The following is a 24,657-nucleotide window of genomic DNA, read 5'->3' on the forward strand; positions in this document are numbered from 1 at the left end:
ATTTATACACTATTGTGTTTATATCCTCCGAGATCATTAATTTCGGAGGATATATTTTTTAAACCCAGTATGTATGTGTGGAATAGTTGGTTATATCGGTCACAGAGAAGCCTGGCCAATAGTTATTAAAGGACTAAAAAGATTAGAATACCGCGGATACGATAGTGCTGGTATCGCACTTATTTCTAATGACGGGTTAAACATCTATAAAAAAGCCGGAAAGGTTACTGAACTGGAGAACTTTGCCGCAGGGAAGAATTTATCTGGCACTTCAGGAATTGGCCATACCAGATGGGCAACCCATGGGGCTCCTTCTGATAGAAACTCACACCCACATACTTCCAACAATGGCAAGCTTACTATAATTCACAATGGAATTATCGAGAATTATGCAACGCTTAAAGAAGAGCTAATAACCAGGGGTCATGAATTTAAAAGTGATACCGACACGGAGGTTTTAGTGCATTTAATTGAAGAAATTTACAAAAATGAAAAGATAGATTTGCTCGAAGCCGTTCGACTGGCCCTACGTGAGGTTAACGGCGCCTACGCAATTGTTTTGATGGACGAAGAGCATCCAGATCAATTGATCGCTGCAAGAAAAGGAAGCCCAATGGTTATTGGGGTTGGTGATGGTGAATATTTTATTGCCTCTGATGCCACGCCTATTGTTGAGTACACGAAGAATGTAATCTACCTGAACGACAATGAAATTGCGTTTATTAAACGTGATGAGTTATTGATAAAACGCCTGGATAATGTTGTACAAACGCCATATGTTCAAGAGCTCGAACTAAAACTTGAGATGCTCGAAAAAGGTGGTTATGAACACTTTATGCTTAAAGAGATCTTTGAGCAGTCGCGCTCTATCAGAGATTGTATGCGTGGGCGTATTTACCCTAATGAGGGTAAAGTACAATTGGGCGGAATAAAAGAATATGCCGACAAGCTAAAAAATATTGATCGTATAATTATTGTTGCCTGTGGCACTTCATGGCATGCTGGCCTTGTAGGGGAGTATTTAATTGAAGAGTATGCAAGAATTCCTGTAGAAGTGGAATATGCTTCAGAATTTAGATACAGGAATCCAATTATCACTGAAAAAGACATTGTGATTGCCATTTCTCAATCGGGTGAAACAGCGGATACGATGGCCGCCATCGAAATGGCCAAAGAAAGGGGTGCTACGATTTTTGGAGTGTGTAATGTTGTAGGTGCTTCGATACCACGATTAACGCATGCAGGTGTTTATACACATGCCGGCCCTGAAATCGGAGTTGCTTCAACTAAAGCCTTTACCGCCCAGGTTACTGTGCTTACCTTGATGGCTTTTTATATGGCTCAGCAAAAAGGCACACTCACCAATTCTAAATTGGTTGAATTACTTACTGAGTTAGATTGCATTCCTGATAAAATACAAATAGCACTTGAATCTAATGATCTTATAAAAGAAATAGCTCAGAAATTTAAGGATTCAAGAAATTGCTTATTTCTTGGCAGGGGAAGCGGTTTCCCTGTGGCGTTGGAAGGCGCTTTAAAGCTCAAGGAGATCTCCTACATCCATGCAGAAGGGTATCCGGCCGCAGAAATGAAACACGGCCCTATTGCGCTTATTGACGAGGAAATGCCGGTTGTTGTTATCGCAACCAAAAACTCGTCCTACGAAAAAGTAATCAGCAATATCCAGGAAGTGAAAGCCAGAAAAGGAATTGTTTTGGCTATAGTTACTCAGGGCGATGTTGAGGTTAGAAAAATGGTAGACTATTGTATAGAAATACCCGATGCCAGTGAGGCATTTTTACCATTATTGGCCACCATACCGCTTCAATTACTATCTTATCACATAGCAGTATTAAGAGGGTGTAATGTAGACCAACCGAGAAATCTGGCTAAATCTGTTACGGTAGAGTAACAGATTTAGTTCGTTATATTTAGTTAGAAAGGTAAATCGCCGGAGGCATCGCTTGGATCTATATAATCCGTTTCGCTTTTTGGTGTACTATTCTCGCCCGTAGATGGGGTTTGTTCAAAATCACTTTTTCTGCCCAGAATTGTAAAATTCTCTGCAACGACTTCTGTAACATACTTCTTTACTCGCTCTTTGTCTTCAAAAGAGCGGGTGCGAAGCTTCCCTTCAATATACACCAGTTTGCCCTTTTGCAAATACTTTGAGGCTACTTCTGCCAAACCTCTCCACAAAACAATATTATGCCACTCTGTTTGCTCTATTCTTTTGCCATCTTTGTTATACGTCTCTGATGTTGCCAATGGGAAACTTGCTACTGTTACACCTCCATCTAAATGTCTGACTTCAGGATCTTTTCCTAAATGTCCAACTAAAATAACTTTGTTAATACCTGACATGAATTCTGATTTATCTAATTTACGGAATAAGAGCTTATAAAATTTGTTATCACTTTAGGCTGTGGCAATTCCTCCAGCTCGCTTAATGAAACCCATTTTATTTCTGCATTCTGATTAAAGTTAATGATATAATTATCTAAAGCAAAAAATTGAACATATATAGTTTGGTGGGTTAATAAATGTTTTTTCTGCTCTAACGGCGTAATAGTACAGGCGTCACCAAAATTATTCTTCAATATAGTCAGAAATTGTTCTTGTGCTTCCAGATAATTATCGTCAGTTTCTATTAAAGGAAAATCATACAGTTCCTGCCAGATGTCTCCCGGGTTTCTTTTATTTACCAGGATCTCATCTCCATTAAAACACACTAAATAATTGAAATAACGTGTGCGTTTTTTAAGCTTTTTCTCTTTAATAGGAAGCGTATTTACGAGATCATTTTTTCGGGCAAAACAATCAGATTGAACAGGACAGGATTCGCAGGAAGGAGATTTAGGTTTGCATTGCAATGCACCAAATTCCATAATGGCCTGATTGTATACAGAAGGTTCCTGGCCGATTATTAGATTCTGGGCCAGCTCTATGAATTGCTTTTTACCGGCAGGGCTGTTTATTGGCGTTTCGATTCCAAAACATCTGGACAATACCCGGAACACATTTCCATCCAAAACTGCCTTCATCTCATTCGAAGAAAATGATGAAATGGCCGCAGCAGTATAATCTCCTATCCCTTTCAAGCGAATTAGATCGTCGTACTTTGTAGGGAACTCACCATTATAAACATCCTGAATATGCTTTGCTGTATAAAGCATATTTCTTCCTCTTGAATAATAACCCAGCCCTTGCCATAGTTTAAGAATCTGGGTCTCGGTAGCTGCTGCAAACGCTGTAATTGTTGGGTAATTCTCTAAAAATCTATTAAAATAAGGCAATCCCTGCTCAACTCTGGTTTGTTGCAATATAATTTCTGAAAGCCAGATCACATAAGCATCCGTTGTACCCCGCCATGGTAAGTCTCTTTTATGATTTAAATACCATTTTACTATTTCTGTTTGAAAAGCCATAGACACAAAAATACGGCGTTATTAATTTGTTTTCGGCAAAACTTGCAATTCTCTGATACAATTAGAAACAAATAAATCATCTTTTATTTTCCTATCTCATTAAAAAGCAATACTTTTGCAACCCCAAAACACTTATAAAGTATATAATACACTATAAATAAATAATAGAATATGACTAAGGCAGATATTATTTCAGAAATATCAACAAAAACAGGAATTGAAAAGGTAGATGTACAAGAAACCGTTGAGGCATTTTTCAAAGTGATCAAGAACAGTATGATCGGAGGAGAGAATGTATATGTTAGAGGTTTTGGTAGTTTTGTTGTAAAAAAGAGAGCGCAAAAAACTGCGAGAAATATTTCTAAAAACACTGCAATTATTATCCCGGAGCATTTTGTACCAAGTTTCAAACCGGCAAAAGTGTTTGTTGACAAAGTAAAAAACAACTCTAAAAAAGTAAGCGTAGAAGCTTAATCAACTTATGCTAAACAATATCCGTTCAAAACAAATTATCATAATTGGAGCAATAGTATTGCTTGGAGCTTTTTTGTTTACAAGGGATATTAAAGGTTTAGTTAAGCCGAAAGAGCAAACAACGAATGTTCCAGCCGCAGGGCAGATGACATCAGAAACCCCTCAGCCAATTAGTTTGGAAGAAGTTTCGGCTTCTGGTAAAACCCTGATCAGTCCAAACTTTGCTGCTGAAATTACTTCACTTGAGAACACATTTAAAGCATCTCCCGATAAGGTTGCAGCCGCTAAAGTGCTTGCTCAAAAGTGGGATGATGTTGAACAGAGTGCACCAAGTGCTTTATACCTTGAGATTATAGCCAATCAAGAGAAAACATTAGCCAGTTGGTTAATTACCGGAGACCGTTTTTTAAAGGCATTTGACAACTCAAGAGACAGTATATTACAACCTGCATTATTACAAAGAGCAAATGCTGCTTATACTAATGCGGTAAGTATTGACTCTACGAGTGCTGATGCGAAAACCGGTTTGGGAATTACCATTGTTAATGGAATGGGAATGCCAATGAAAGGTATTGCGTTATTGATGGATGTGGTAAAAAAAGACCCAAAGAATTTGAAAGCGAATATGAGTTTAGGTACATTCGCGATTAAATCTGGCCAGTTTGATAAAGCCATAATCAGATTTAACAACATTATCGCCATTAAGCCTACTCCAGATGCATACTTCTATTTAGCCACAGCTTATGAAAGCCTGGGTAAAAATACAGATGCTATTGATGCGTATCTTAAGAGTAAAAAGCTAGCCGCCAATCCCAAATTATCTAAATTCATTGATGATAAGGTATTGGAGCTAAAGAGTAAAAATTAATAAACAGATTAAAAAAATATTTAAAATTCAAGATTATGCCAAGCGGTAAAAAAAGAAAAAGACATAAAATGGCTACCCACAAACGCAAAAAACGTTTAAGAAAAAACAGACATAAGAAAAAATAATTTTTCTTATTGTTTTGCACAGAAAATAAGGCTACGACAAGATCTTAGCCTTATTTTTCGTTGCAATGTTTTTTTTATTTGTCCATGTGTTAATAAGGCATTAAATGCCTTAAAATCTGTAGCTTTTGGTAAAAGAATTAATTATAGATTCCTCTCCACTGGGAGTAACCATAGCTTTAGTTGAAGACAAACAACTTGTAGAACTTCATAAAGAACAGATCAACAACAATTACGCCGTTGGCGACATTTATTTAGGCCGCATCAAAAAAATCATGCCGGGTCTAAATGCTGCGTTCGTAGATGTTGGTTATGAAAAAGATGCATTTCTGCATTATTTTGATCTTGGTCCTCAAGTCCAATCTTTAATTAAGCTAACTAAAATCAAGCGTAACGGCTCTGTTAATGGCACTTTACTGGATAATTTCAAGCTAGAGGGAGACATTAACAAAGCAGGCAAAATATCTGAAGTAGTAAGCAAGAATCTTGTTTTACCTGTTCAGATAGCAAAAGAGCCAATTTCAACTAAAGGTCCTCGTTTGAGTTCAGACCTTTCAATAGCCGGCAGATATATTGTATTAGTTCCTTTCTCTAATGTAATCTCTATTTCCAAAAAGATTAAGAGCAATACTGAACGTAATCGTTTAAAAAAGATTATTGAAAGTATTAAACCTAAGAATTTTGGGGTAATTATCAGAACCGTTTCAGAAGGTAAAGGAGTTGCAGAACTTCAAAAAGACCTTTTAGATTCTGTAGCTAAATGGGAAAGCTTTATTAAGAAGCTTCCTGATGCAGAACCTTCTAAACGAGTTTGGGGAGAAATGGATCGGACATCAACATTGATCCGTGATATTCTAAGCACTGACTTTACAAATGTTTATGTAAGCGACAATAACTTGTTTGAAGATATTCGTTCCTATGTACACGAAATCTCTCCAGAAATGGAAAAGATCGTTAAACTGTACAAACATAAAGAGCCTATTTTTGAACATTTTGGTATTGAAAAGCAAATCAAGAACTCTTTCGGTAAAACAGTAAACTTAGCTGGAGGAGCGTACCTTGTTGTTGAACATACTGAAGCGCTTCATGTTATTGATGTAAATAGCGGAAACAGAACAGCTAGTAAAGAGAATCAGGAAGACAATGCTTTGCAGGTTAATAAAGAAGCTGCTAAGGAAATTGCCCGCCAACTTCGTTTAAGGGATATGGGTGGTATTGTAGTCATCGATTTTATCGATATGCACAAGCCTGTTAACCGTAAAATGTTGTTCGACTATCTCAAGGATCTGATGTTACTGGATCGCGCTAAGCACACCATATTGCCGCCAAGTAAGTTTGGCCTTGTTCAGATTACACGTCAGCGTGTAAGGCCCGAAATGAACATTGTAACCAGTGAGAAATGCCCTACCTGCGACGGTACGGGGGAAATTAAGGCCAGTATTGTTTTAATGGATGACATTGAAAATAACCTGACCTATATTTTGCAGGAGCAAAACGAAAAAAATATTACGCTTTGTGTACACCCGTATATCGAAGCTTTCATTAAAAAGGGCTTTATCTCTTTACAGTGGAAATGGTTTTTTAAATTCGGACAACGAATTAAAATCAGATCAGTCTCATCTTATAATTTGACTGAGTTTCACTTTCTTTCTTCAAAAGACGAAGAAATTAAATTGTAAAAATTAACTTATTAACTAAACAGGCCCGATTTCATAGAGATCGGGCCTGTTTGTTTTAATAGAATTAAGCATAAATTAGTAGAATTAAATTGTAATCAATTGGCTAAAACTAAATCAGCATATTTCTGCCAAAGTTGTGGGTATGAATCAGCAAAATGGCTTGGGCGATGTCCTTCATGTAATGAATGGAATACCTTCGTCGAAGAAATTATAGAGAAAACAAGCCCTAAGGTCCCTTCCTGGAAAACATCTAGCGGTACCCAACGCTTAAATAAACCATCTAAAGTTGATGATATACAATCCATTAGCGAAGAACGAATTTTAACAGGCGACCTGGAGCTTGACAGGGTTTTGGGTGGAGGTTTAGTTGCCGGCTCTGTTATACTAATTGGAGGTGAACCTGGAATCGGTAAATCTACGCTGATGCTTCAGCTTGCCTTAAATATCTCGGGCAAAAAGATTCTATATGTTTCCGGAGAAGAAAGCGAACAGCAAATTAAAATGAGAGCCGAACGCATTACTGCCAAACCTAAAGCAGATTGTTATATCCTAACAGAAACTTCAACCCAAAACATTTTTAAGCAGATTGAAACACTTGAGCCAGATATTATTGTTGTCGATTCTATACAAACACTTCACTCAGCTAATATCGATTCAACCCCCGGAAGTGTATCTCAGGTAAGAGAATGTACTGCCGAATTACTCCGGTTTGCAAAAGAAACGGATACGCCTGTATTTTTAATTGGCCATATTACCAAAGACGGCACCATTGCAGGACCAAAAATTCTGGAACACATGGTTGATACCGTTCTGCAGTTTGAGGGCGACAGGCATCATGTATATCGAATTCTGCGCTCCATCAAGAATCGTTTCGGAGCTGCCGCTGAATTAGGAATTTATGCAATGCACAGTACGGGTTTGCGACAAGTTTCCAATCCTTCCGAAATTCTGCTATCACAACGTGACGAAGAAATGAGCGGGATTGCAATTTCGGCTACCCTAGAAGGCGCAAGACCGATGTTAATCGAAACACAGGCATTGGTTAGCGCAGCAGCCTATGGAACGCCACAGCGATCTGCAAATGGCTTTGATACCAAAAGGATGAACATGCTCCTTGCCGTATTGGAAAAAAGATGTGGCTTTAGACTAAGTACTCGTGATGTTTTCTTAAACATAGCCGGTGGAATTAAAGTTGAAGACCCCGCAATTGACCTGGCAATAATGGTTGCAATAATCTCCTCACATGAGGATATCGCGATATCCTCTAAAATCTGTTTCGCAGCAGAGGTTGGCCTATCAGGAGAGATCAGAGCAGTTAACCGAATCGAACAACGGATCCTGGAAGCCGAGAAGCTTGGGTTTGAAAGAATCTTTATTTCCAATTATAATTTAAAGGGTCTTATTCTTGATCGATTTAAAATTGAATTGACCCCTGTAAGGAAGATTGAAGACGTATTTTCATTGCTATTTGGATAACCAAGCGTGGAACTGCCGTGTATATTTGCCATTTAGTTTCTACACATTGGGGATATTCTTTCCCTCTAAAAAATTTGGCACATTTTCAGAAAAACAGCACATAACACTATATATAAGGTAGTTACCCCTAAAAAAGAAGACGTATAACAGATTGGCCTACTAATTGCAAATACCTACATGTTATCAGTCATTTATGAATGGTAATAAACAATAGGGATGATTATCCTCGTTATCGTAAGATAGCGAGGATTTTTTCATTTTAAGCCAAAGGAATTGTACTTTTAGGATAATTAAAAAGGTTCTCCTTTTTAATATTGATTGATTAAACCCTGTCTTCTCCGAGACAGGGTTATTTATTACATTTTTTTCGTAAAATAATTTTAGCTTGAGAATGTTAAATTTTGATATATTTAAATATTAATTAACCTCTTAACCCTTATCATAATGATTATTGCCGCTATTATCATCGCTGTGCTACTAATTTTTGGAATCGGCATATACAATTCGCTGATCGGCAAAAAGAACCAGGTAGCCAATGCTTTTTCTGCAATTGACGCAATGCTTAAAAAACGATTTGATCTACTTCCAAACTTAATTGAGACTGTAAAACAGTACATGCAGTATGAAGGAGACCTGTTAACCAAAGTGGTAGAATTGCGTGCCAAAGCCGCGAGCCCAAACTTAAGTAACGAGGAAAGATTAGACCTGGATAAGCAACTTGGCTCAAGCGTTAAAGGCTTAATGGTAAACGTAGAGAATTATCCGGATCTGAAAGCAAACCAGAATTTCCTGAACCTACAAAGCACCTGGACAGAGAGCGAAGAACAAATTGCAGCCGCAAGAAGAGCTTACAATTCCTCAGTTACCGATTACAACAATGCAATTATGATGTTCCCGGGAAACATTTTTGCCGGAATGATGAACTATCAGCCCATTGCTGTACTGGCAAACACAGAAGAAGAACGAAAAAATATAAGTGCAAAAGATCTTTTTAATAACTAATGGCAGAAGAAACTGCGACAGGGGCCGCTTTACAAATCATACTCAATGAACTTGAAATACAGAGAAAAAAGGTTTCCGATATAAAAACAAAGGCCTACCTGTTTCTTGCAGGTGGCGTAATACTTATAGCAATCGGCGTTTTACTTGGCAGCTTAATGATCGCGGGAGCCATAAGTGGTGGCGCATCCATAATTACTTCTATTGTTCTTTTCAGTAATTCCAGCCAAAAGTTTAATGACTACAGGCATGAATTTAAACAAAGAGTGGTAGCTACGGTATTAAAGTCCATAGATCCAAGTTTAGAGATCGAATACAAGTATGGGTTACCGGAAAGCGATTTCATTAATTCTCAGCTATTCACTCAACGCCCGGATAGATATAGGAGTCAGGATCAAATTTATGGCAATGCAGGAAAAACAAGGTTCTCTTTTTCTGAAGTTCATGCAGAATACAAAACCGAGACACAAACAAAAAACGGCCGACAAGAGCATTGGCACACCATCTTAAAGGGAATCGTATTTTGTGCCGATTTCAACAAACATTTTAATGGCCTAACAGTAGTTAAGCCAAAGGACATGGGAAGTGCGCTGGGCGCCTGGATATCCGATAAAATGCCGATCTTCTCCTCATCAAGTAAACAGCTTGTAAAGCTGGAGAATATCCAATTTAACAAGGCCTTTGTTACCTATTCAACTGATCAGGTAGAAGCCAGATATATTCTTACTCCTGCAATGATGGAAAGATTATGCGAGCTAAACGACAAAAGCGCCGATACAATCTCTGTATCTTTTATTGGTTCTTACGTTTACATAGCTTTCCCCCTAGAGAAAGACTACTTTGAGCCCCCCGTATTTAAAAGCCTTCTTACTACCAAATCATTAGATGAAGACCTAAGCATCATTCGCTTTATGTATGCAATTATTAACGAACTGGATCTTAACACCAGAATCTGGGGAAAAGAATAAAAAAGGAGTTAATAAAAAAAGTCCCTTTCGGGACTTTATATTATTTAGATAAATACATTGATTTTTCTTTAACAAGCTGTCTGAAGTAAGGATCTTCAGTGTCTTTGATAAATCTGATGGATTCCCCTGTCGACTTCATTTCCGGGCCCAATTCTTTAGTTACCTCAGGGAATTTGTAGAAAGAGAAAACAGGCTCTTTAATCGCATAACCTTCCAGTTTACGCTCGATGGTAAAATCTTTCAGCTTATTGACACCTAGCATCACTTTAGCGGCAATGTTAATGTAAGGAACATCATAAGCCTTAGCAATGAAAGGAACAGTTCTTGACGCTCTTGGATTGGCTTCAATTACATATACTTTCTCGTCTTTAACTGCAAACTGAATGTTTAACAAACCGATTACATTTAAGGCTCTCGCAATCTTTTTAGAGTAAGTCTCCATGTCGTTCATTACCTTTTCAGACAAACTGAAAGGCGGCAACACAGCACTAGAGTCTCCAGAGTGAATTCCAGCCGGCTCGATATGCTCCATCAATCCAACAATATGAACGTCTTCACCATCACTGATTGAATCCGATTCGGTTTCTTCCGCTCTGTCCAGAAAGTGGTCAATCAAGACGCGATTACCGGGAAGGTCACCTAATAATTTAACAACGGCCTTTTCAAGGTCTTCATCGTTGATCACAATGCTCATCCCCTGTCCACCCAATACATAACTTGGTCTAACCAATACCGGATACCCCACTTCATTTGCTACAACAATTGCTTCTTCAGCGTTTTCTGCAACACCATATTTTGGATAAGGAATGTCCAATTCTTTGAGTAAGTCAGAGAAACGTCCCCTGTCTTCAGCAACATCCATATCGTTATAAGAAGTACCAATGATCTTTATGCCGTTCTCCTGGAGCTTCTCAGCCATTTTTAAGGCCGTCTGGCCACCCAATTGAACAATAACACCTACTGGATCCTCCAACTCGATGATTTCACGTACATGCTCCCAGAATACAGGCTCAAAGTATAGCTTATCAGCCATGTTAAAGTCTGTAGACACCGTCTCAGGATTACAATTGATCATGATTGCTTCAAAGCCACTCTCTTTGGCGGCGAGCAAACCATGCACACAAGAGTAATCGAATTCTATACCCTGACCAATACGGTTAGGACCAGATCCCAATACGATTACTTTCTTTTTATCTGAACGAAGGGATTCATTCTCTTCTTCAAAAGTAGAGTAATAATAAGGCGTTTGTGCAGCAAACTCAGCAGCACAAGTATCTACCATTTTATAAACACGTTTGATGCCTAATGACTTTCTGCGCTCATAAACTTCGTCTTCCGTTACATTTCCTAGCAGATAAGCAATCTGAATATCAGAGAAACCTTTCTGCTTTAAGGTAAAGAAGAAATCTTTAGGAATATTATTTAGCGAATAACGTTTCAATTCAGTCTCCAGCTGAACCAATTCATGTATTTGTGACAAGAACCATTTATCAATACGCGTAACTTTACGGATTGACTCTAATGGTACACCCATACTCATGGCATCTTTAATCAGGAACAAACGATTCCAGCTTGGATGTTCAAGACCATGCATAATCTCTTCAATACTTCGGCTATGTTTCCCATCAGCACCTAAACCAGCTCTGCCAATTTCCAAACTCTGACAAGCTTTTTGTACCGCTTCAATAAAAGTACGTCCGATGGCCATTACTTCACCTACAGATTTCATCTGCAAGCCCAACTCCATGTTCGCTCCTTTGAATTTATCGAAGTTCCAACGGGGAACTTTCACAATCACATAATCAAGTGTTGGCTCGAAATATGCAGATGTAGTTTTTGTAATTTGGTTTTCCAGCTCATCCAGGTTATAACCTATAGCAAGTTTAGCAGCTATTTTAGCAATCGGATAACCTGTAGCCTTACTGGCCAATGCCGATGAACGCGAAACCCTTGGATTAATCTCGATTGCAATGATCTCGTCGTTATCCGGATTTACAGAGAACTGTACATTACAACCACCTGCGAAGTTTCCGATCGCGCGCATCATTTTGATCGCCTGGTTACGCATATCCTGGTAGCAACGATCAGACAATGTCATGGCAGGCGCGACAGTGATTGAGTCGCCTGTGTGAATACCCATTGGATCGAAATTTTCAATAGAACAGATGATGATTACATTGTCATTACTGTCCCTCAACAACTCCAATTCGTATTCTTTCCAGCCCAAAACCGCTTGTTCTACCAATACCTCGTGTGTTGGAGAAGCCTCAAGTCCGCGTTTTAAAGCCTGGTCAAATTCTTCTTTCTTGTGTACAAAACCACCACCAAAGCCACCTAGGGTATAAGAGGGGCGAATTACCAAAGGATAACCAATCTCCTGAGCAGCTTCTTTACCTTCTAAGAAAGAGTTGGCAATTTTTGAAGTTGCAACCCCTACACCTATATCAACCATTAACTGGCGGAAGGCTTCACGGTTTTCCGTTTTTTCGATTGCAGCAACATCAACACCAATCACCCGTACGCCATATTTCTCCCAAATTCCACGTTCAGAGGCCTCAATGCAAAGATTCAAAGCCGTTTGACCACCCATGGTAGGCAATACAGCATCTATTTTACGTTCTTGTAAGATCTGCTCAATAGAATCTACTGTCAATGGCCACAGGTAAACATGATCACCGATTACTTTATCGGTCATAATGGTTGCAGGATTGGAGTTGATGATCGAAACTTCGATTCCCTCTTCTTTTAAAGATAAGGCGGCTTGAGATCCTGAGTAGTCAAATTCACAAGCTTGACCGATGATGATAGGACCCGATCCGATGATGAGTACCGAGCGTATGGAGGTGTCTTTAGGCATAAGGCTTTAAAAAGTCTAAAGTTATAAGGGTAAAAAATGCAATTATTGTAGACTGGAATCGTCTTAGAGATTTCTTTGATATCATTAAAGATCCCCGACTCTTCTGTCGGGATGCAAAGTTACGCTTTTGAACGTTAAAAATCAGGTATTTTTTCAAAAACCCTTATAAACCGAAAAAGGGGCTAAATGCCCCCCTTCCCAGCGTTTAATCTATAGAATTATTGTTCAAGTTTTATTTCTCCAACGTCGGTTACAGTGCTATCAACGACAGCAACGTTCTCAACTGATTTATCTTTATACGGTGGTTTAGCTTTAACCCATACGGTGTAGGTACCTGGTTTAACATTATTAATGGTAAAACTACCACTACTAAGATCCCCTTTTAATGTATCTGTTCCAGACACGGCAACTACTTGCACCGCACCACTATCAGGAGATACTTTACCTTTGATTCCGCCATCCTTAATGGTAACGAAAGCTAATAATAACAACGAAAACGCTGCAATTATTAAGAAATTCACACTTAACTTTTTCATAAGAATTTGAATTAGCTGACTAAAGAAGCCTCCACAACTCCTGTTAATCAATATTATTTAACCATCAATTAGTTAGTATCATTGTGCCATATCATATTTTAGCTAGTGCTTGTTAACTACAAACAGATTAAACAATTGTTTTTATAAAATTTAAAAACAGCTACAAAGGCCTACAGTTATTCCAGATATCTGTATATAATTAACTACAAAATCACCCACCACAAAGCATGTATACCCTTTTTTTGTGATGGAATAACATTTGCATATTCTCACATATGAAAAAGATATTACCATTTTTATTTGCAATCACCATAATTTTGAGTGGTTGCGGAACAGTTCAATCTATTATTAAATCTACATTTCCTTACACCGCAACAATAGTTATCCCCGCCTCAAGTAAAAGCAATACTCCTATATCTGCAAAATCTGCGGCAACAAGTTTTGATGATGTTTTTGGAAATAAAAACGGAACCAATTACATAAAAGAAATTAGAATTGCATCTGCAAAAATGATTGCCAGTAATCCTAGCAATAAAAGTTTGGGTATGTTCAAGTCTGTAAAGCTTTTCGTATCAAATGAAAACGGGGGTGAGGTCATGGTTGCGTCAAGAAGCGATATACAAGAGAACATTGGCTCCGAACTTGCGTTAGATATAGATAATTCAAAGTTTTTGGACGATTACATCAAAGGAACCAGTCTCCGTGTAAGAGTTGAATATGTTTTAAGAAATAACACAAGCGCTGATGTAAGCATAAGAACATCAATAGGCTTCACATCGTCGCCTAAAGCGCAATAAAAGATAAATAGTTTGTTTGGTTTACTATCCGGTATGGAATTCTTCCTGCCGGATTTTTTTTTACTTTTGGTAAATGTTTGATGTTTTAAGGGATAGTTTCACTCAGTTATTTTTACAAACGGGTTTATTGGAATGGCTAGGTGTTTTTACTGGTATACTATGTGTATGGCTTGCCGCCAAAAACAATATATACAACTGGCCCATTGCGATAGTAAGTGTAGTCATCTATATTTTCATCTTCTTCGAATCAAAGCTTTACGCCGATATGGGTTTGCAGTTTTATTTTTTTGCGATGAATGTTTACGGATGGTACTTCTGGAGCAAGAACAGAAATAATCCAGAAGCATCACGACCAATTACCATCATTACCCAAAAAGAAATTATGCTTTCTATTTTAGGCGTAATTGTTTTTACATTAATACTGGGTTTTGTGCTTAAAAAGAATACAGATGCCTCGTTCCCGTTTTTGGATAGCTTTTGTACTGCCTGTAGCTTAATAGCGCAAATATTCCTTGCAAGGAAGGTATTACAGAACTGGCTGATCTGGATTTTTGTTGATATCATATATGTTGGCATGTACATTTCAAAAGACCTGTACGCTACAGCGGTTATGTACGCATTGTATGTTTATATTGCCTCTGTAGGCTATTTAGATTGGAGGAGAACCTATCGTGAACACACCCACTAAAAAGATAGCCATTGTTGGCCCGGAGAGTACCGGAAAATCAACCATTACCCAGCAGCTTGCAAAACACTTCAATACTTTATGGGTGCCTGAATACGCAAGATATTACTGTGCCGCATTGACGGAGCCATGCAATTTACAGGACGAGGTAAACATGTTTCATGGGCAATTGGCACTCGAAGACTCCATACTTGCCATCGCTGAAAAAGAGCTTATTTTCTGCGATACAACCTTTATCACTGTAAAAATATGGAGCGACGAAGTTTTTGGGGAAACTCCTAAGATTGTTCTTGATGCACTCCCTAAATACAACTACGATTTATACTTGCTGATGGATATTGACCTGCCCTGGCAAGAAGACCCCCTTCGTGATTTTCCACACAAAAGAGAGCATTTTATGCAGGTATGGCATCAGGAACTTAAAGCCTTGAATGCAGTATACGTTAAAGTTGGTGGCCAGGGAGAGGATAGATTAAATAACGCAATTACAGCTGTTCAAACATTTTTACTCTGATAAAAAAATTAATACCTTTGTACCATCAAAAAGGGGTGCCTTGTTTTGTAAAAAACACGAAAACAGGCTGAGAGCATACCCATTATATCTATAAACAGATATATGCACCTGATCCGGATAATGCCGGCGGAGGGATTGGAGTTATGGAGTTTAACTGGGCTGTAAGTACCCCTTACTTACAGTGGTTTAACTAAAAGAAACAATAAAGTGAAAAAATTAATGATCACAGCGCTTGCTGTGTTGCTATTGCCGGTGTTGGTAAAAGCGCAATTCTCAATTTCAGGTACCGTATCCGAAAAATCAAATGCTACATTATCTGGCGCTACTATTAAGCTAAAAAATAAATCTGCCGGAACAACTGCCGATAAACAGGGAAAATACCAATTAACCAATTTAAAAGCAGGCAGTTATACGTTATTAGTAAGCTACCTTGGCTACCAAACAATAGAAAAGACCATTACAATTAATGCCGATCAAACACTTGATTTTGTATTAGTTCAATCTGCTTTCCTTGCCGACGAAGTTATTGTAAAAGCAACCAGAGCAAATGAAAAGTCTGCAACTACCTATAAAAACATTAGCAAAGCAGACATTGAACAAAACAACTTCGGACAGGATCTTCCTTTCATACTGAACAACACACCAGGCGTGGTTGTTACTTCAGATGCCGGTGCAGGTGTAGGATATACAGGTATTAGAATAAGAGGTAGTGATGCGAGCAGGATAAACGTTACTGTAAACGGAATCCCGTATAATGACAGTGAAAGCCAGGGTACATTCTGGGTGAACATGCCGGATTTTGCTTCTTCTGTCGACAATGTACAAATACAACGCGGCGTTGGTACCTCAACAAATGGAGCTGGCGCCTTTGGCGGAAGTTTAAACATCCAAACCTCATCAAGCTCGGAAACCCCTTACGCAGAAATAAACAATACTTACGGAAGCTATAACACTCTTAAAAATACTGTTAAAGTGGGTACCGGTCTTATAGATGGCAAATGGAGCTTTGACGGTCGTTTATCAAGAATTAAATCTGATGGGTTTATCGACCGTTCGGCCTCTAATCTTAAATCATACTTCTTATCAGGCGCATATCATGGAAAAACCGACATAGTACGTGTAAACGTATTTTCAGGAACGGAAGAAACTTACCAGGCATGGAATGGTGTTCCAGAAGCAAAACTTAGAGGAGACATTGAAGGCTTAAAGGAACATTACAACAATAACCTTGGTTATCTGTACAATACCAAAGCAGATTCTTTAAACCTGTTCAATTCGGACAACAGAAAGTACAATCAGTTCCTTTATAAGGATCAGAACGATAATTACAAACAAAACCATTATCAAGCTTTATACGCAAAACAGTTCAACGAACAGTTCTCGTTCAACGGGGCATTACACCTAACCCAGGGCGAAGGATATTTTGAAGAATATAAAAACAATCAGAAACTTAAAAACTATGGTTTGCCAAATGTTATGGCAGGTGGTACAACTATTGAAAGAACCCATCTTATTCGCCGTCGCTGGTTAGATAACAACTTTTATGGTCTTACTTATGCCTTTAATTACCAACCAGAGTCAAATTTAAATTTCACACTTGGTGGTGCTTATAACCAGTACAGAGGTAAACATTTTGGGCAAGTAATATGGGCTCAATATGCATCAACTTCAACCAACGACTACCACTACTATGATGGCAAAGGAGATAAGGACGACTTCAATAGCTACTTCAAAGTAAATTATAATCCGGTAGCTCAGTTAAGCTTGTTCGCAGATTTACAGTACAGAAATGTGAAATATGATATTTCAGGAACTGACAAGAATCGCAAAAGTTTAGATTACAATAACAACTACAATTTCTTTAATCCTAAAGTTGGGGCTACCTATTTCTTAAACGAGTTAAGCAACTTTTACGCCTCATTCAGTGTTGCAAATAAAGAACCGAATCGTGACGATTTCACCAATTTAAAAGAGGGTCTGGCTGTTCCTAAACCAGAACGCTTAAATAATATAGAGGCAGGCTACCGTTTTAAAAACACTGATTTTAATGTTGGCCTAAATGCTTATGGCATGTTTTACAAAGACCAGCTGATTTTTACAGGCGAAATCAACGAATATTCCGATGCTTACCGTCAAAATGTAGACAAAAGTTACAGGATTGGTCTGGAGCTAGACGCATCTTATATTATCAGTTCTCGCTTTGCTGTTAATGCAAACGCAGCGTTCAGCAGAAATAAGATCAAGAATTATGTAGACTATGTATCAGAATATGATAATGATTTTAACCTGATTAATGTACAGGCTACAAACTATGCTAATCCAGATATATCTTTCTCACCAAACTCAGTGATATTTGGAGAACTGGTTTACAAACCAGTAGCTGGCTTTGCCATTGCGTTACAAAGCAAATATGTAAGTAAGCAATACATGGACAACACTCAAAACGAGAGCCGTAAACTGGATGCTTATTGGGTAAATAATGCAAGGCTTGGTTACGACTTCAGTTTAAAAGGGATCAAAAACATAAACATAGGCCTGCTTGCCAATAACATTCTAAACAAAAAATACGAAAGTAATGGCTATACCTACAGTTCAATTTACCCGTGGGGAACCACAACAGAGAACTTTTACTTCCCTCAGGCCGGAACTAATTTCTTACTTTCGCTAAATTTGAAATTTTAATCCTATGAAGAAGTTCATCGAAAGACTACATTTTATTACACACGATATTCATCAGTTAACCCATATCGAGCAGGCACAAATAGCTTGTGAGGCTGGAGCAAAGTGGATTCAATATCGATGTTTAACAAAAAATGATGATGAGCTTTTAGAAGATATCAATGTGATTGCTGAAATCTGTGACGATTGGGGGGCCACCTTAATCGTTACAGATCACATTCACCTTAATGGCAAAGCCGATATCCAAGGTTTCCATATTGAAGATATGGACGCTGATTTCATAAAATTAAGAGCACAATTAGGAGAAGCAGTAACCATCGGCGGTTCGTCAAACACAGTTGAAGGTTTAATCAGACTTGCCAAAGAGGGGGCAGACTATGCTGGCTTTGGTCCCTTCCGCGATACGACAACCAAGCCCAACAATGCCCCTCATATTGGTATAGAAGGATATAAAAAAGCAATAACAACCCTAGATCAAAATGGCATTATCTTACCAGTTTTAGCCGTTGGAGGTGTTACTTCTGATGATATAGAAGCACTTATGGAAACTGGTGTTTTTGGAATAGCAGCATCAGCCGCAATTAATCAGGCTGAGGATATGAGAGAAGCATATCTTACATTTTATGACAAGATTATGTAATTGCGAGACAAATAATTTTAAAATTTATTTGTCTATCAACTACATTTGTTCAAAATATTTTTCCTTTTGGACAATACCGAAATCATAGAAAAACCAGATCCCTTTTACGCAGTTCTGCTATACAGGGAATTCCGATCTTACCTGGGCATGCGTTTCTTTTTTACATTCGCATACCAAATGCAAGCTGTTATTATCGGCTTCCATGTCTATCATTTAACAAAAGACCCCCTTGCCTTGGGTCTTGTAGGTCTTTGCGAAGCAATCCCAGCAATTGGCATTGCCTTATATGGAGGTTACATTGCGGATAAATCAGAGAAAAGAGGCCTTTTACTCAAAGTATTTTTTGGCGTATTTCTGTGCTCTTTAGTAATGCTTATCGTTACTACAAAGCAAATGCATACTTATATCCCCACAAGTTATATTGTTCCAATTATGTATCTGATGGTATTTGGAATAGGTATTGCAAGAGGTTTTTTCAGCCCGGCAACATTTTCCTTAATGGCACAGATTATCCCTAAAAGATTATATCCAAAATCCAGCACCTGGAATAGTACAAGCTGGCAGCTTGCCTCTATCCTTGGGCCCATGGCAGGTGGACTAATTTATGGCTTCTACGGTATAACTGTTACTTACTATGTAATTATCACCTTCATATCCATCTCATTAGTTTGTATTTTCTTTTTAAAGTCCCACCCACCAACCTTTATTCCAAAAGAAAGTATTGTAAAAAGCCTAACAGAAGGTGTACAATTTGTATTTAAAAACAAAATGATGCTTGGCGCCATGAGCCTCGACCTGTTTTCAGTGTTTTTTGGAGGAGCAGTTGCTTTGTTGCCAGTGTTTGCTAATGATATCCTCAAAGTTGGTTCCGAGGGATTAGGGTTCATGCGAGCTGCTGCATCTACAGGTGCCGTACTCACAATGCTTATCATGACCGTTTATTCTCCTATGAACAAGCCATGGAGAAACCTTTTGATTGCGGTAACTGGCTTTGGAACCAGCATCATCTGCTATGGTCTATCTAAAAACTTCTACTTAACGCTTGTACTTCTATTTGCAGAAGGCGCATTTGATAGCGTTAGTGTAATCATCCGATCTACCATTATGCAGTTGTTAACTCCAGATGATATGCGCGGACGTGTATCTGCTGTAAACAGTATGTTTATTGGCTCTTCAAATGAAATAGGGGCCTTTGAGTCCGGCTTAACTGCAAAGCTTATGAGAACAGTGCCTGCCGTAGTTTTTGGAGGCAGCATGACTATTCTCGTTGCAGGTATTACCTACCTCAAAACAAAAAACTTAACCAAGCTAACATTACAGGAAATAAACGAGCAGAATGTTTAAGCTTATTAAGCCACAGAGAATCTTTCACCCACCTGTTGTCTCCACATCGCATAGTACAAACCATTTTGAAGTACAAGCTCATCGTGAGTTCCCTGCTCAATTACATTCCCTTTTTCCAATACATAGATCCTATCGGCGTGTTTAATTGTCGATAAGCGGTGAGCAATTAATATCGTCATGTGATTATCGATATCAGAAACCTCTCTTATTGTTGCCGTAATTTCTTCTTCCGTTAAAGAATCCAATGATGAGGTAGCCTCATCAAAAACCAGGATATCCGGCTTACGCAATAGTGCTCTGGCAATAGATAAACGTTGCTTTTCGCCCCCCGAAACCTTCACTCCGCCTTCACCAATCATGGTATCCAGACCTTTATCTGCTCTGGCCAATAAATTCTGACAAGCGGCCTGATGCAATACCTTCATACACTCCTCATCAGTTGCCTCTGGCCTTACAAACTGCAAATTCTCTCTTATTGTTCCAGAAAACAATTGTGTATCCTGTGTTACAAAGCCTATTTTTTCTCGCAATTCATCAAGATCTATGTTGGTCGCGGTAACTCCATTATATTTAATAGCTCCTTCCTTAGGCTCGTATAACCCTACCAGAAGTTTAACAAGCGTAGTTTTACCAGAACCTGATGGCCCTACAAAGGCAATCGTTTCTCCAAGGTTCGTTTCGAAATTGATGCCATTTAAGGCGTTAGTAGAGGCCGATTGGTGCTTAAAGCTAACTTCATCAAATTCTAATTTCTTGATTTTAGCAATTGATGTTGGATTATCAGGCTTCTTATCCTTCGGAATAGACATAATCCGCTCAAAATTATTTAGCGATACCTCGGTTTCCCTATACACATTAATGATATTACCCAATTCCTGCAAAGGACCAAAAATAAAGAAGGAGTAAATGAACAGTGAGAAGAATTCACCAACAGTAATTCTGCCTGCAAAGATCAGGTACATCATCAAAAAGAGCAGCCCGTTACGCAACAGGTTCACAAACGTTCCCTGAATAAAGCTCAAACTGCGGATGTATTTTACCTTTTTAAGCTCCAGCCCTAAAATCTTTGTTGTAGTAGTGTTTAACCTGTTTATTTCCTGTTTAGCAAGTCCCAGACTTTTCACCAGCTCAATATTACGCAGCGATTCTGTGGTAGAACCTGCAAGTGATGTTGTTTCTGCTACAATATTCTTTTGAACTTTTTTTATCCGTTTACTTAAAAACGAACTTAAAAATCCAAGTAAAGGAATAGAAGAAAAATACACCACAGCAATAACCCAATATACAGAGATGGCATAAACGGTCACAAAAATGATCCCGATAATACTTGTAAACAAAACATTTATTACTGCCTGAACCAGTTTTTCAGTATCAATCCTAACTTTTTGTAAAATACCTAATGTTTCTCCGCTGCGCTGATCTTCAAAAACCTGATAAGGCAATTCCAAAGAATGAGCAAGACCATCGGAATATATTTTAGCTCCTAGTCTTTGTGTAATTACATTTACGTAGTAATCCTGAAAATTCTTGGCGATGCGGGATACCATTGCTGCTCCCATTGCCAATAAAATAAGTACGCCAGCACCCTTTATAAACTCATCGGTAGTGTAATGCTTATAGTTCGTAACGTACTTATCAATGATTAAACGAAAAACATATGGATCAAGAAAAGAAAATATCTGATTAACTGCAGCCAGAAACAAGGCCAGAAATATCAGACCTTTATAGTTTTTTAAATAGCTGAATAAGATTTTCATAAATAAAATTTGTTAAAAATAAACAAAGGGAATGAAGCATTACTTCCATTCCCTTTAATTTACGTATAAATTATAATCCTGACCTAAACAGTCATGATATCCTTCTCTTTTGCTTCGGCGTGTTTATCGATTTTTACAATGTAAGCATCGGTAATTTTTTGAACTTCAGCCTCACCTGTTTTGATCTCATCATCAGAAACACTTTCGCCTTTCAATTTTTTAACCTTTTCATTAGCATCTTTACGGATGTTACGAACAGTAATACGGCCTCTTTCAGCTTCTTCTTTAACCTTTTTAACCAAATCCTTTCTACGTTCTTCAGTTAAAGGCGGAACTACCAAGCGAATAATAATACCATCGTTTTGAGGATTGATACCTATGTTAGCTTCCATAATTGCACGTTCAATAGGAACTAGCAAAGCTTTTTCCCAAGGCTGTATAAGCAATGTACGAGCATCAGGAGTATTGATACTTGCAACCTGGCTTAAAGGAGTAGGATTTCCGTAATAATCAACCATAATACCATCCAGCATACCAGCAGAAGCCTTTCCTGCACGAATTTTCGTCAGTTCCGACTCGCAGTGCAAAATGGCTTTTTCCATGGTAGCCTGAGCATCTTGTAATTGTTTCTTTATGAGGTCATTCATGATGTGTAAAATTTAACCAAACTTATATAAAATATTGCTATTAGTTTTTAACAAGGGTACCAATACCATCGCCATTCGCGATTTTCATGAAATTACCTGTTTTATTCATATCAAAAACAATAATTGGCAGTTTATTTTCTTCGCAAAGCGTAAAAGCAGTCATATCCATTACGTTTAATCCATTAGCATAAACTTCTTTAAAAGTAATTTCGGAATATTTAGTAGCCGTAGGATCTTTCTCAGGGTCAGCGGTATAAATACCATCAACACGGGTTCCTTTTAAAACAACATCTGCTTTTATCTCAATTGCGCGTAAAGCAGCTGCAGAATCAGTAGTAAAATAAGGATTACCGGTACCTGCTCCGAAAATTACCACACGTCCTTTTTCAAGGTGGCGTACAGCTCTTCTGCGAATAAAAGGCTCACAGATCTGTTCCATTTTTATTGCGGTAAGCAACCTTGTTTTAAGGCCGACTTTTTCAAGTGCATCTTGCAAGGCCATACTGTTAATTACTGTGGCCAGCATACCCATATAATCGGCTTGAGCACGGTCCATCCCAGATTTTTCAGCACTTAAACCTCTAAAAATATTACCACCACCAATAACAATTGCTATTTCAAGGCCTTTGGCATGTACTGCCTTAATGTCTTCAGCATATTGCTTTACAACCTCATTATCAATACCATACTGCTTATCGCCCATTAGCGATTCGCCACTTAATTTCAATAGGATCCGTTTATACTTCATGACTCCAAAAATAACTATTTGTTTTAATTAATAAGGCTCAAATGTTCAACTCCGTCTGCAAAAACTTTTAACAGGTCTAATTTTTCGGAAAGTAAGACCAAATTGGCCTTATTTCCAACCTTTAAATTACCCAGCTTAGCATCCAATTTCATAAGCCTTGCAGGGTTTAGCGTTGCTAAATTCAAGGCTTCTGTCAATGGAATATCGCAATGTGCTACACAGTTTTGTACAGCTTGTAACATTGTTATGTTAGATCCAGATAAAGTTCCATCTGGAGTAATGAATTTCTCACCAGAAAGCTGATGTTGATAAGGGCCTATATTACATGAAGTAACCGCATCAGTTATCAAAAACATTCTTTCTCTGAGCAGCTTGTAGCTCATTTTTACAATTTCAAAATCAACATGATTCCCATCTGCAATAATGCTTGCCATTGCTGTAGGGTGACTAAACACTGCCGCAGGCAAATTCGGTGATCTGTGATGGATAGAAGGCATCGCGTTAAACAAGTGCGTTGTCGTTTTAAAGCCCATATCATAAGCCGCAGTGGCTTGCTCAAAATTGGCATCACTATGGCCTAATGATAATATGATGTCGTTATCGAGCAGGTAATTTATAACCTCATCATCCTGAAGTTCGGCAGCTATGGTCATCATTTTCACTGTACCATCTGCGTATTCAAGCAATTTTTTTACCTCATCAAAGGAGGCTTTGCAAATGTATTTCTCAATATGGGCACCTCTGCGTTTTGCGTTAATGTAAGGCCCTTCCAAATGCAAGCCCAGAAAACCTCTTGCTTCGCTACGATAAGCTTTTGCAGCAGAGATGGACTCATGGACAATCTCTGGAGTATTTGTGGCTACGCAGGCTAAAAAGCTTGTGGTTCCTTTAGTTAGCAAATCTAAATCCATTTGCCTTAGGGTATCTGCTGTTGGGTAAGCAGAAAAAAGATCCTTTCCGCTACCATAAATCTGAAGATCAATAAAACCAGGACTTAAATAGCTTCCATTGGCATCTACAATTTCATATCCAACTGGAATTTCTTCGGTGCCGAGTTTTACTATCTCACCCTCATCAATTAAAATATTCTGACCTGCTACTAGCAGCCCGTCCGCAAAGAACTTACAATTTTTAATAGCTAACATACAAATACAATTTTGCCCCAAACTTAGAGAAAAGTTTTTACTAGAATGTTTCCTGTATAAAAAGAAAAGAAGAGAGCCGCTGTCGCCATCCCTCGATTCCTCGGAAAACAAAAAAAGAGGGGATATCACCATGAAGTGAACCCCAAAAGTTAGACAAAAACTTTTGGGGTTCGCTATTTATGACAAAACACACATTTGAGGAGAAACTAGCTATAGTTTCTCAAGTAAGAAAGGGAAAGCCGATTCTGCGCATATCCCGCGAACMGTACTGATCTTAACCAGCCCTCTAAGGCA

21 protein-coding genes are annotated in these 24,657 nt (G+C 38.3%); 13 read left to right on the forward strand and 8 right to left on the reverse strand.

Features of this window, described 5'->3' with window-relative positions:
* Positions 1-73 precede the first annotated feature (73 nt).
* Positions 74-1,912 (forward strand): glutamine--fructose-6-phosphate transaminase (isomerizing), encoded by a 1,839-nt coding sequence (glmS, locus tag N824_RS25325; protein WP_048907891.1) that lies wholly within the window; start codon positions 74-76, stop codon positions 1,910-1,912.
* A 23-nt stretch (positions 1,913-1,935) separates the two neighbouring features.
* Here glmS and N824_RS25330 read toward each other — a convergent pair whose 3' ends face one another.
* Both N824_RS25330 and mutY read right to left on the reverse strand, forming a co-directional pair.
* Positions 1,936-2,364 (reverse strand): single-stranded DNA-binding protein, encoded by a 429-nt coding sequence (locus N824_RS25330; RefSeq protein ID WP_048907892.1) that lies wholly within the window; start codon positions 2,362-2,364, stop codon positions 1,936-1,938.
* A gap of 14 nt (positions 2,365-2,378) precedes the next feature.
* A complete protein-coding gene (gene mutY, locus N824_RS25335; RefSeq protein WP_048907893.1) occupies positions 2,379-3,428 on the reverse strand; it encodes an A/G-specific adenine glycosylase in 1,050 nt (349 codons plus the stop codon).
* A 171-nt stretch (positions 3,429-3,599) separates the two neighbouring features.
* Here mutY and N824_RS25340 point away from each other — a divergent pair, with 171 nt between their 5' ends.
* The 6 genes from N824_RS25340 (at position 3,600) to N824_RS25365 (ending at position 10,014) form a co-directional block, all read left to right on the forward strand.
* On the forward strand, positions 3,600-3,902 hold the full coding sequence (locus N824_RS25340) for an HU family DNA-binding protein (RefSeq protein WP_008240139.1): 303 nt from the start codon (positions 3,600-3,602) through the stop codon (positions 3,900-3,902).
* Positions 3,903-3,909: 7 nt separating this feature from the next.
* A complete protein-coding gene (locus N824_RS25345) occupies positions 3,910-4,770 on the forward strand; it encodes a tetratricopeptide repeat protein (RefSeq protein ID WP_048907894.1) in 861 nt (286 codons plus the stop codon).
* 250 nt (positions 4,771-5,020) lie between these two features.
* Positions 5,021-6,571 carry an Rne/Rng family ribonuclease gene (locus tag N824_RS25350; RefSeq protein WP_048907895.1) on the forward strand — a complete coding sequence of 517 codons (1,551 nt, stop codon included), beginning with the start codon at positions 5,021-5,023 and terminating at the stop codon, positions 6,569-6,571.
* A gap of 99 nt (positions 6,572-6,670) precedes the next feature.
* Complete coding sequence (radA, locus tag N824_RS25355) at positions 6,671-8,047, forward strand: DNA repair protein RadA (protein WP_048907896.1); 1,377 nt, start codon at positions 6,671-6,673, stop codon at positions 8,045-8,047.
* A gap of 444 nt (positions 8,048-8,491) precedes the next feature.
* Positions 8,492-9,049, forward strand: coding sequence for a LemA family protein (locus tag N824_RS25360; protein ID WP_048907897.1), 558 nt, complete (start codon positions 8,492-8,494; stop codon positions 9,047-9,049).
* Positions 9,049-10,014, forward strand: a complete 966-nt coding sequence (locus N824_RS25365; protein WP_048907898.1) for a DUF3137 domain-containing protein — start codon at positions 9,049-9,051, stop codon at positions 10,012-10,014. The genes N824_RS25360 and N824_RS25365 overlap by 1 nt, the downstream gene beginning before the upstream one ends.
* A gap of 40 nt (positions 10,015-10,054) precedes the next feature.
* Here N824_RS25365 and carB read toward each other — a convergent pair whose 3' ends face one another.
* Both carB and N824_RS25375 read right to left on the reverse strand, forming a co-directional pair.
* The gene (carB, locus tag N824_RS25370; RefSeq protein ID WP_048907899.1) at positions 10,055-12,871 is read right to left on the reverse strand and encodes a carbamoyl-phosphate synthase large subunit; all 2,817 of its coding nucleotides are present in this window, start codon (positions 12,869-12,871) and stop codon (positions 10,055-10,057) included.
* A 218-nt stretch (positions 12,872-13,089) separates the two neighbouring features.
* On the reverse strand, positions 13,090-13,392 hold the full coding sequence (locus N824_RS25375; RefSeq protein WP_235207296.1) for a carboxypeptidase regulatory-like domain-containing protein: 303 nt from the start codon (positions 13,390-13,392) through the stop codon (positions 13,090-13,092).
* 290 nt (positions 13,393-13,682) lie between these two features.
* Here N824_RS25375 and N824_RS25380 point away from each other — a divergent pair, with 290 nt between their 5' ends.
* The 6 genes from N824_RS25380 (at position 13,683) to N824_RS25405 (ending at position 20,066) form a co-directional block, all read left to right on the forward strand.
* Positions 13,683-14,204 (forward strand): hypothetical protein, encoded by a 522-nt coding sequence (locus N824_RS25380; RefSeq protein ID WP_048907901.1) that lies wholly within the window; start codon positions 13,683-13,685, stop codon positions 14,202-14,204.
* Between the two features lie 73 nt (positions 14,205-14,277).
* Positions 14,278-14,892, forward strand: coding sequence for a nicotinamide riboside transporter PnuC (gene pnuC / locus N824_RS25385; RefSeq protein WP_048907902.1), 615 nt, complete (start codon positions 14,278-14,280; stop codon positions 14,890-14,892).
* Positions 14,876-15,403: an AAA family ATPase gene (locus N824_RS25390; RefSeq protein ID WP_048907903.1), complete on the forward strand. Its 528-nt coding sequence runs from the start codon at positions 14,876-14,878 to the stop codon at positions 15,401-15,403. Before pnuC ends, N824_RS25390 begins: the two co-directional genes overlap by 17 nt.
* A 207-nt stretch (positions 15,404-15,610) precedes the next feature.
* Positions 15,611-18,085: a TonB-dependent receptor gene (locus N824_RS25395; RefSeq protein WP_373419297.1), complete on the forward strand. Its 2,475-nt coding sequence runs from the start codon at positions 15,611-15,613 to the stop codon at positions 18,083-18,085.
* A gap of 4 nt (positions 18,086-18,089) precedes the next feature.
* Entirely contained in the window at positions 18,090-18,722 is a 633-nt protein-coding gene (locus tag N824_RS25400) for a thiamine phosphate synthase (protein ID WP_048907905.1), read from the forward strand.
* A gap of 66 nt (positions 18,723-18,788) precedes the next feature.
* Complete coding sequence (locus N824_RS25405) at positions 18,789-20,066, forward strand: MFS transporter (RefSeq protein WP_235207297.1); 1,278 nt, start codon at positions 18,789-18,791, stop codon at positions 20,064-20,066.
* 5 nt (positions 20,067-20,071) lie between these two features.
* Here the strand turns inward: N824_RS25405 and N824_RS25410 are convergent, their stop codons facing one another.
* The 4 genes from N824_RS25410 to nagA form a co-directional block, all read right to left on the reverse strand.
* Positions 20,072-21,823 (reverse strand): ABC transporter ATP-binding protein, encoded by a 1,752-nt coding sequence (locus tag N824_RS25410; RefSeq protein ID WP_048907906.1) that lies wholly within the window; start codon positions 21,821-21,823, stop codon positions 20,072-20,074.
* A gap of 83 nt (positions 21,824-21,906) precedes the next feature.
* Positions 21,907-22,470: a ribosome recycling factor gene (frr, locus tag N824_RS25415; protein WP_048907907.1), complete on the reverse strand. Its 564-nt coding sequence runs from the start codon at positions 22,468-22,470 to the stop codon at positions 21,907-21,909.
* A 40-nt stretch (positions 22,471-22,510) separates the two neighbouring features.
* On the reverse strand, positions 22,511-23,218 hold the full coding sequence (gene pyrH / locus N824_RS25420) for a UMP kinase (protein WP_048907908.1): 708 nt from the start codon (positions 23,216-23,218) through the stop codon (positions 22,511-22,513).
* 23 nt (positions 23,219-23,241) lie between these two features.
* A complete protein-coding gene (nagA, locus tag N824_RS25425; protein WP_048907909.1) occupies positions 23,242-24,363 on the reverse strand; it encodes an N-acetylglucosamine-6-phosphate deacetylase in 1,122 nt (373 codons plus the stop codon).
* Positions 24,364-24,657 lie beyond the last annotated feature (294 nt).

This window comes from Pedobacter sp. V48, from assembly GCF_000523515.1.
Classification (GTDB): domain Bacteria; phylum Bacteroidota; class Bacteroidia; order Sphingobacteriales; family Sphingobacteriaceae; genus Pedobacter.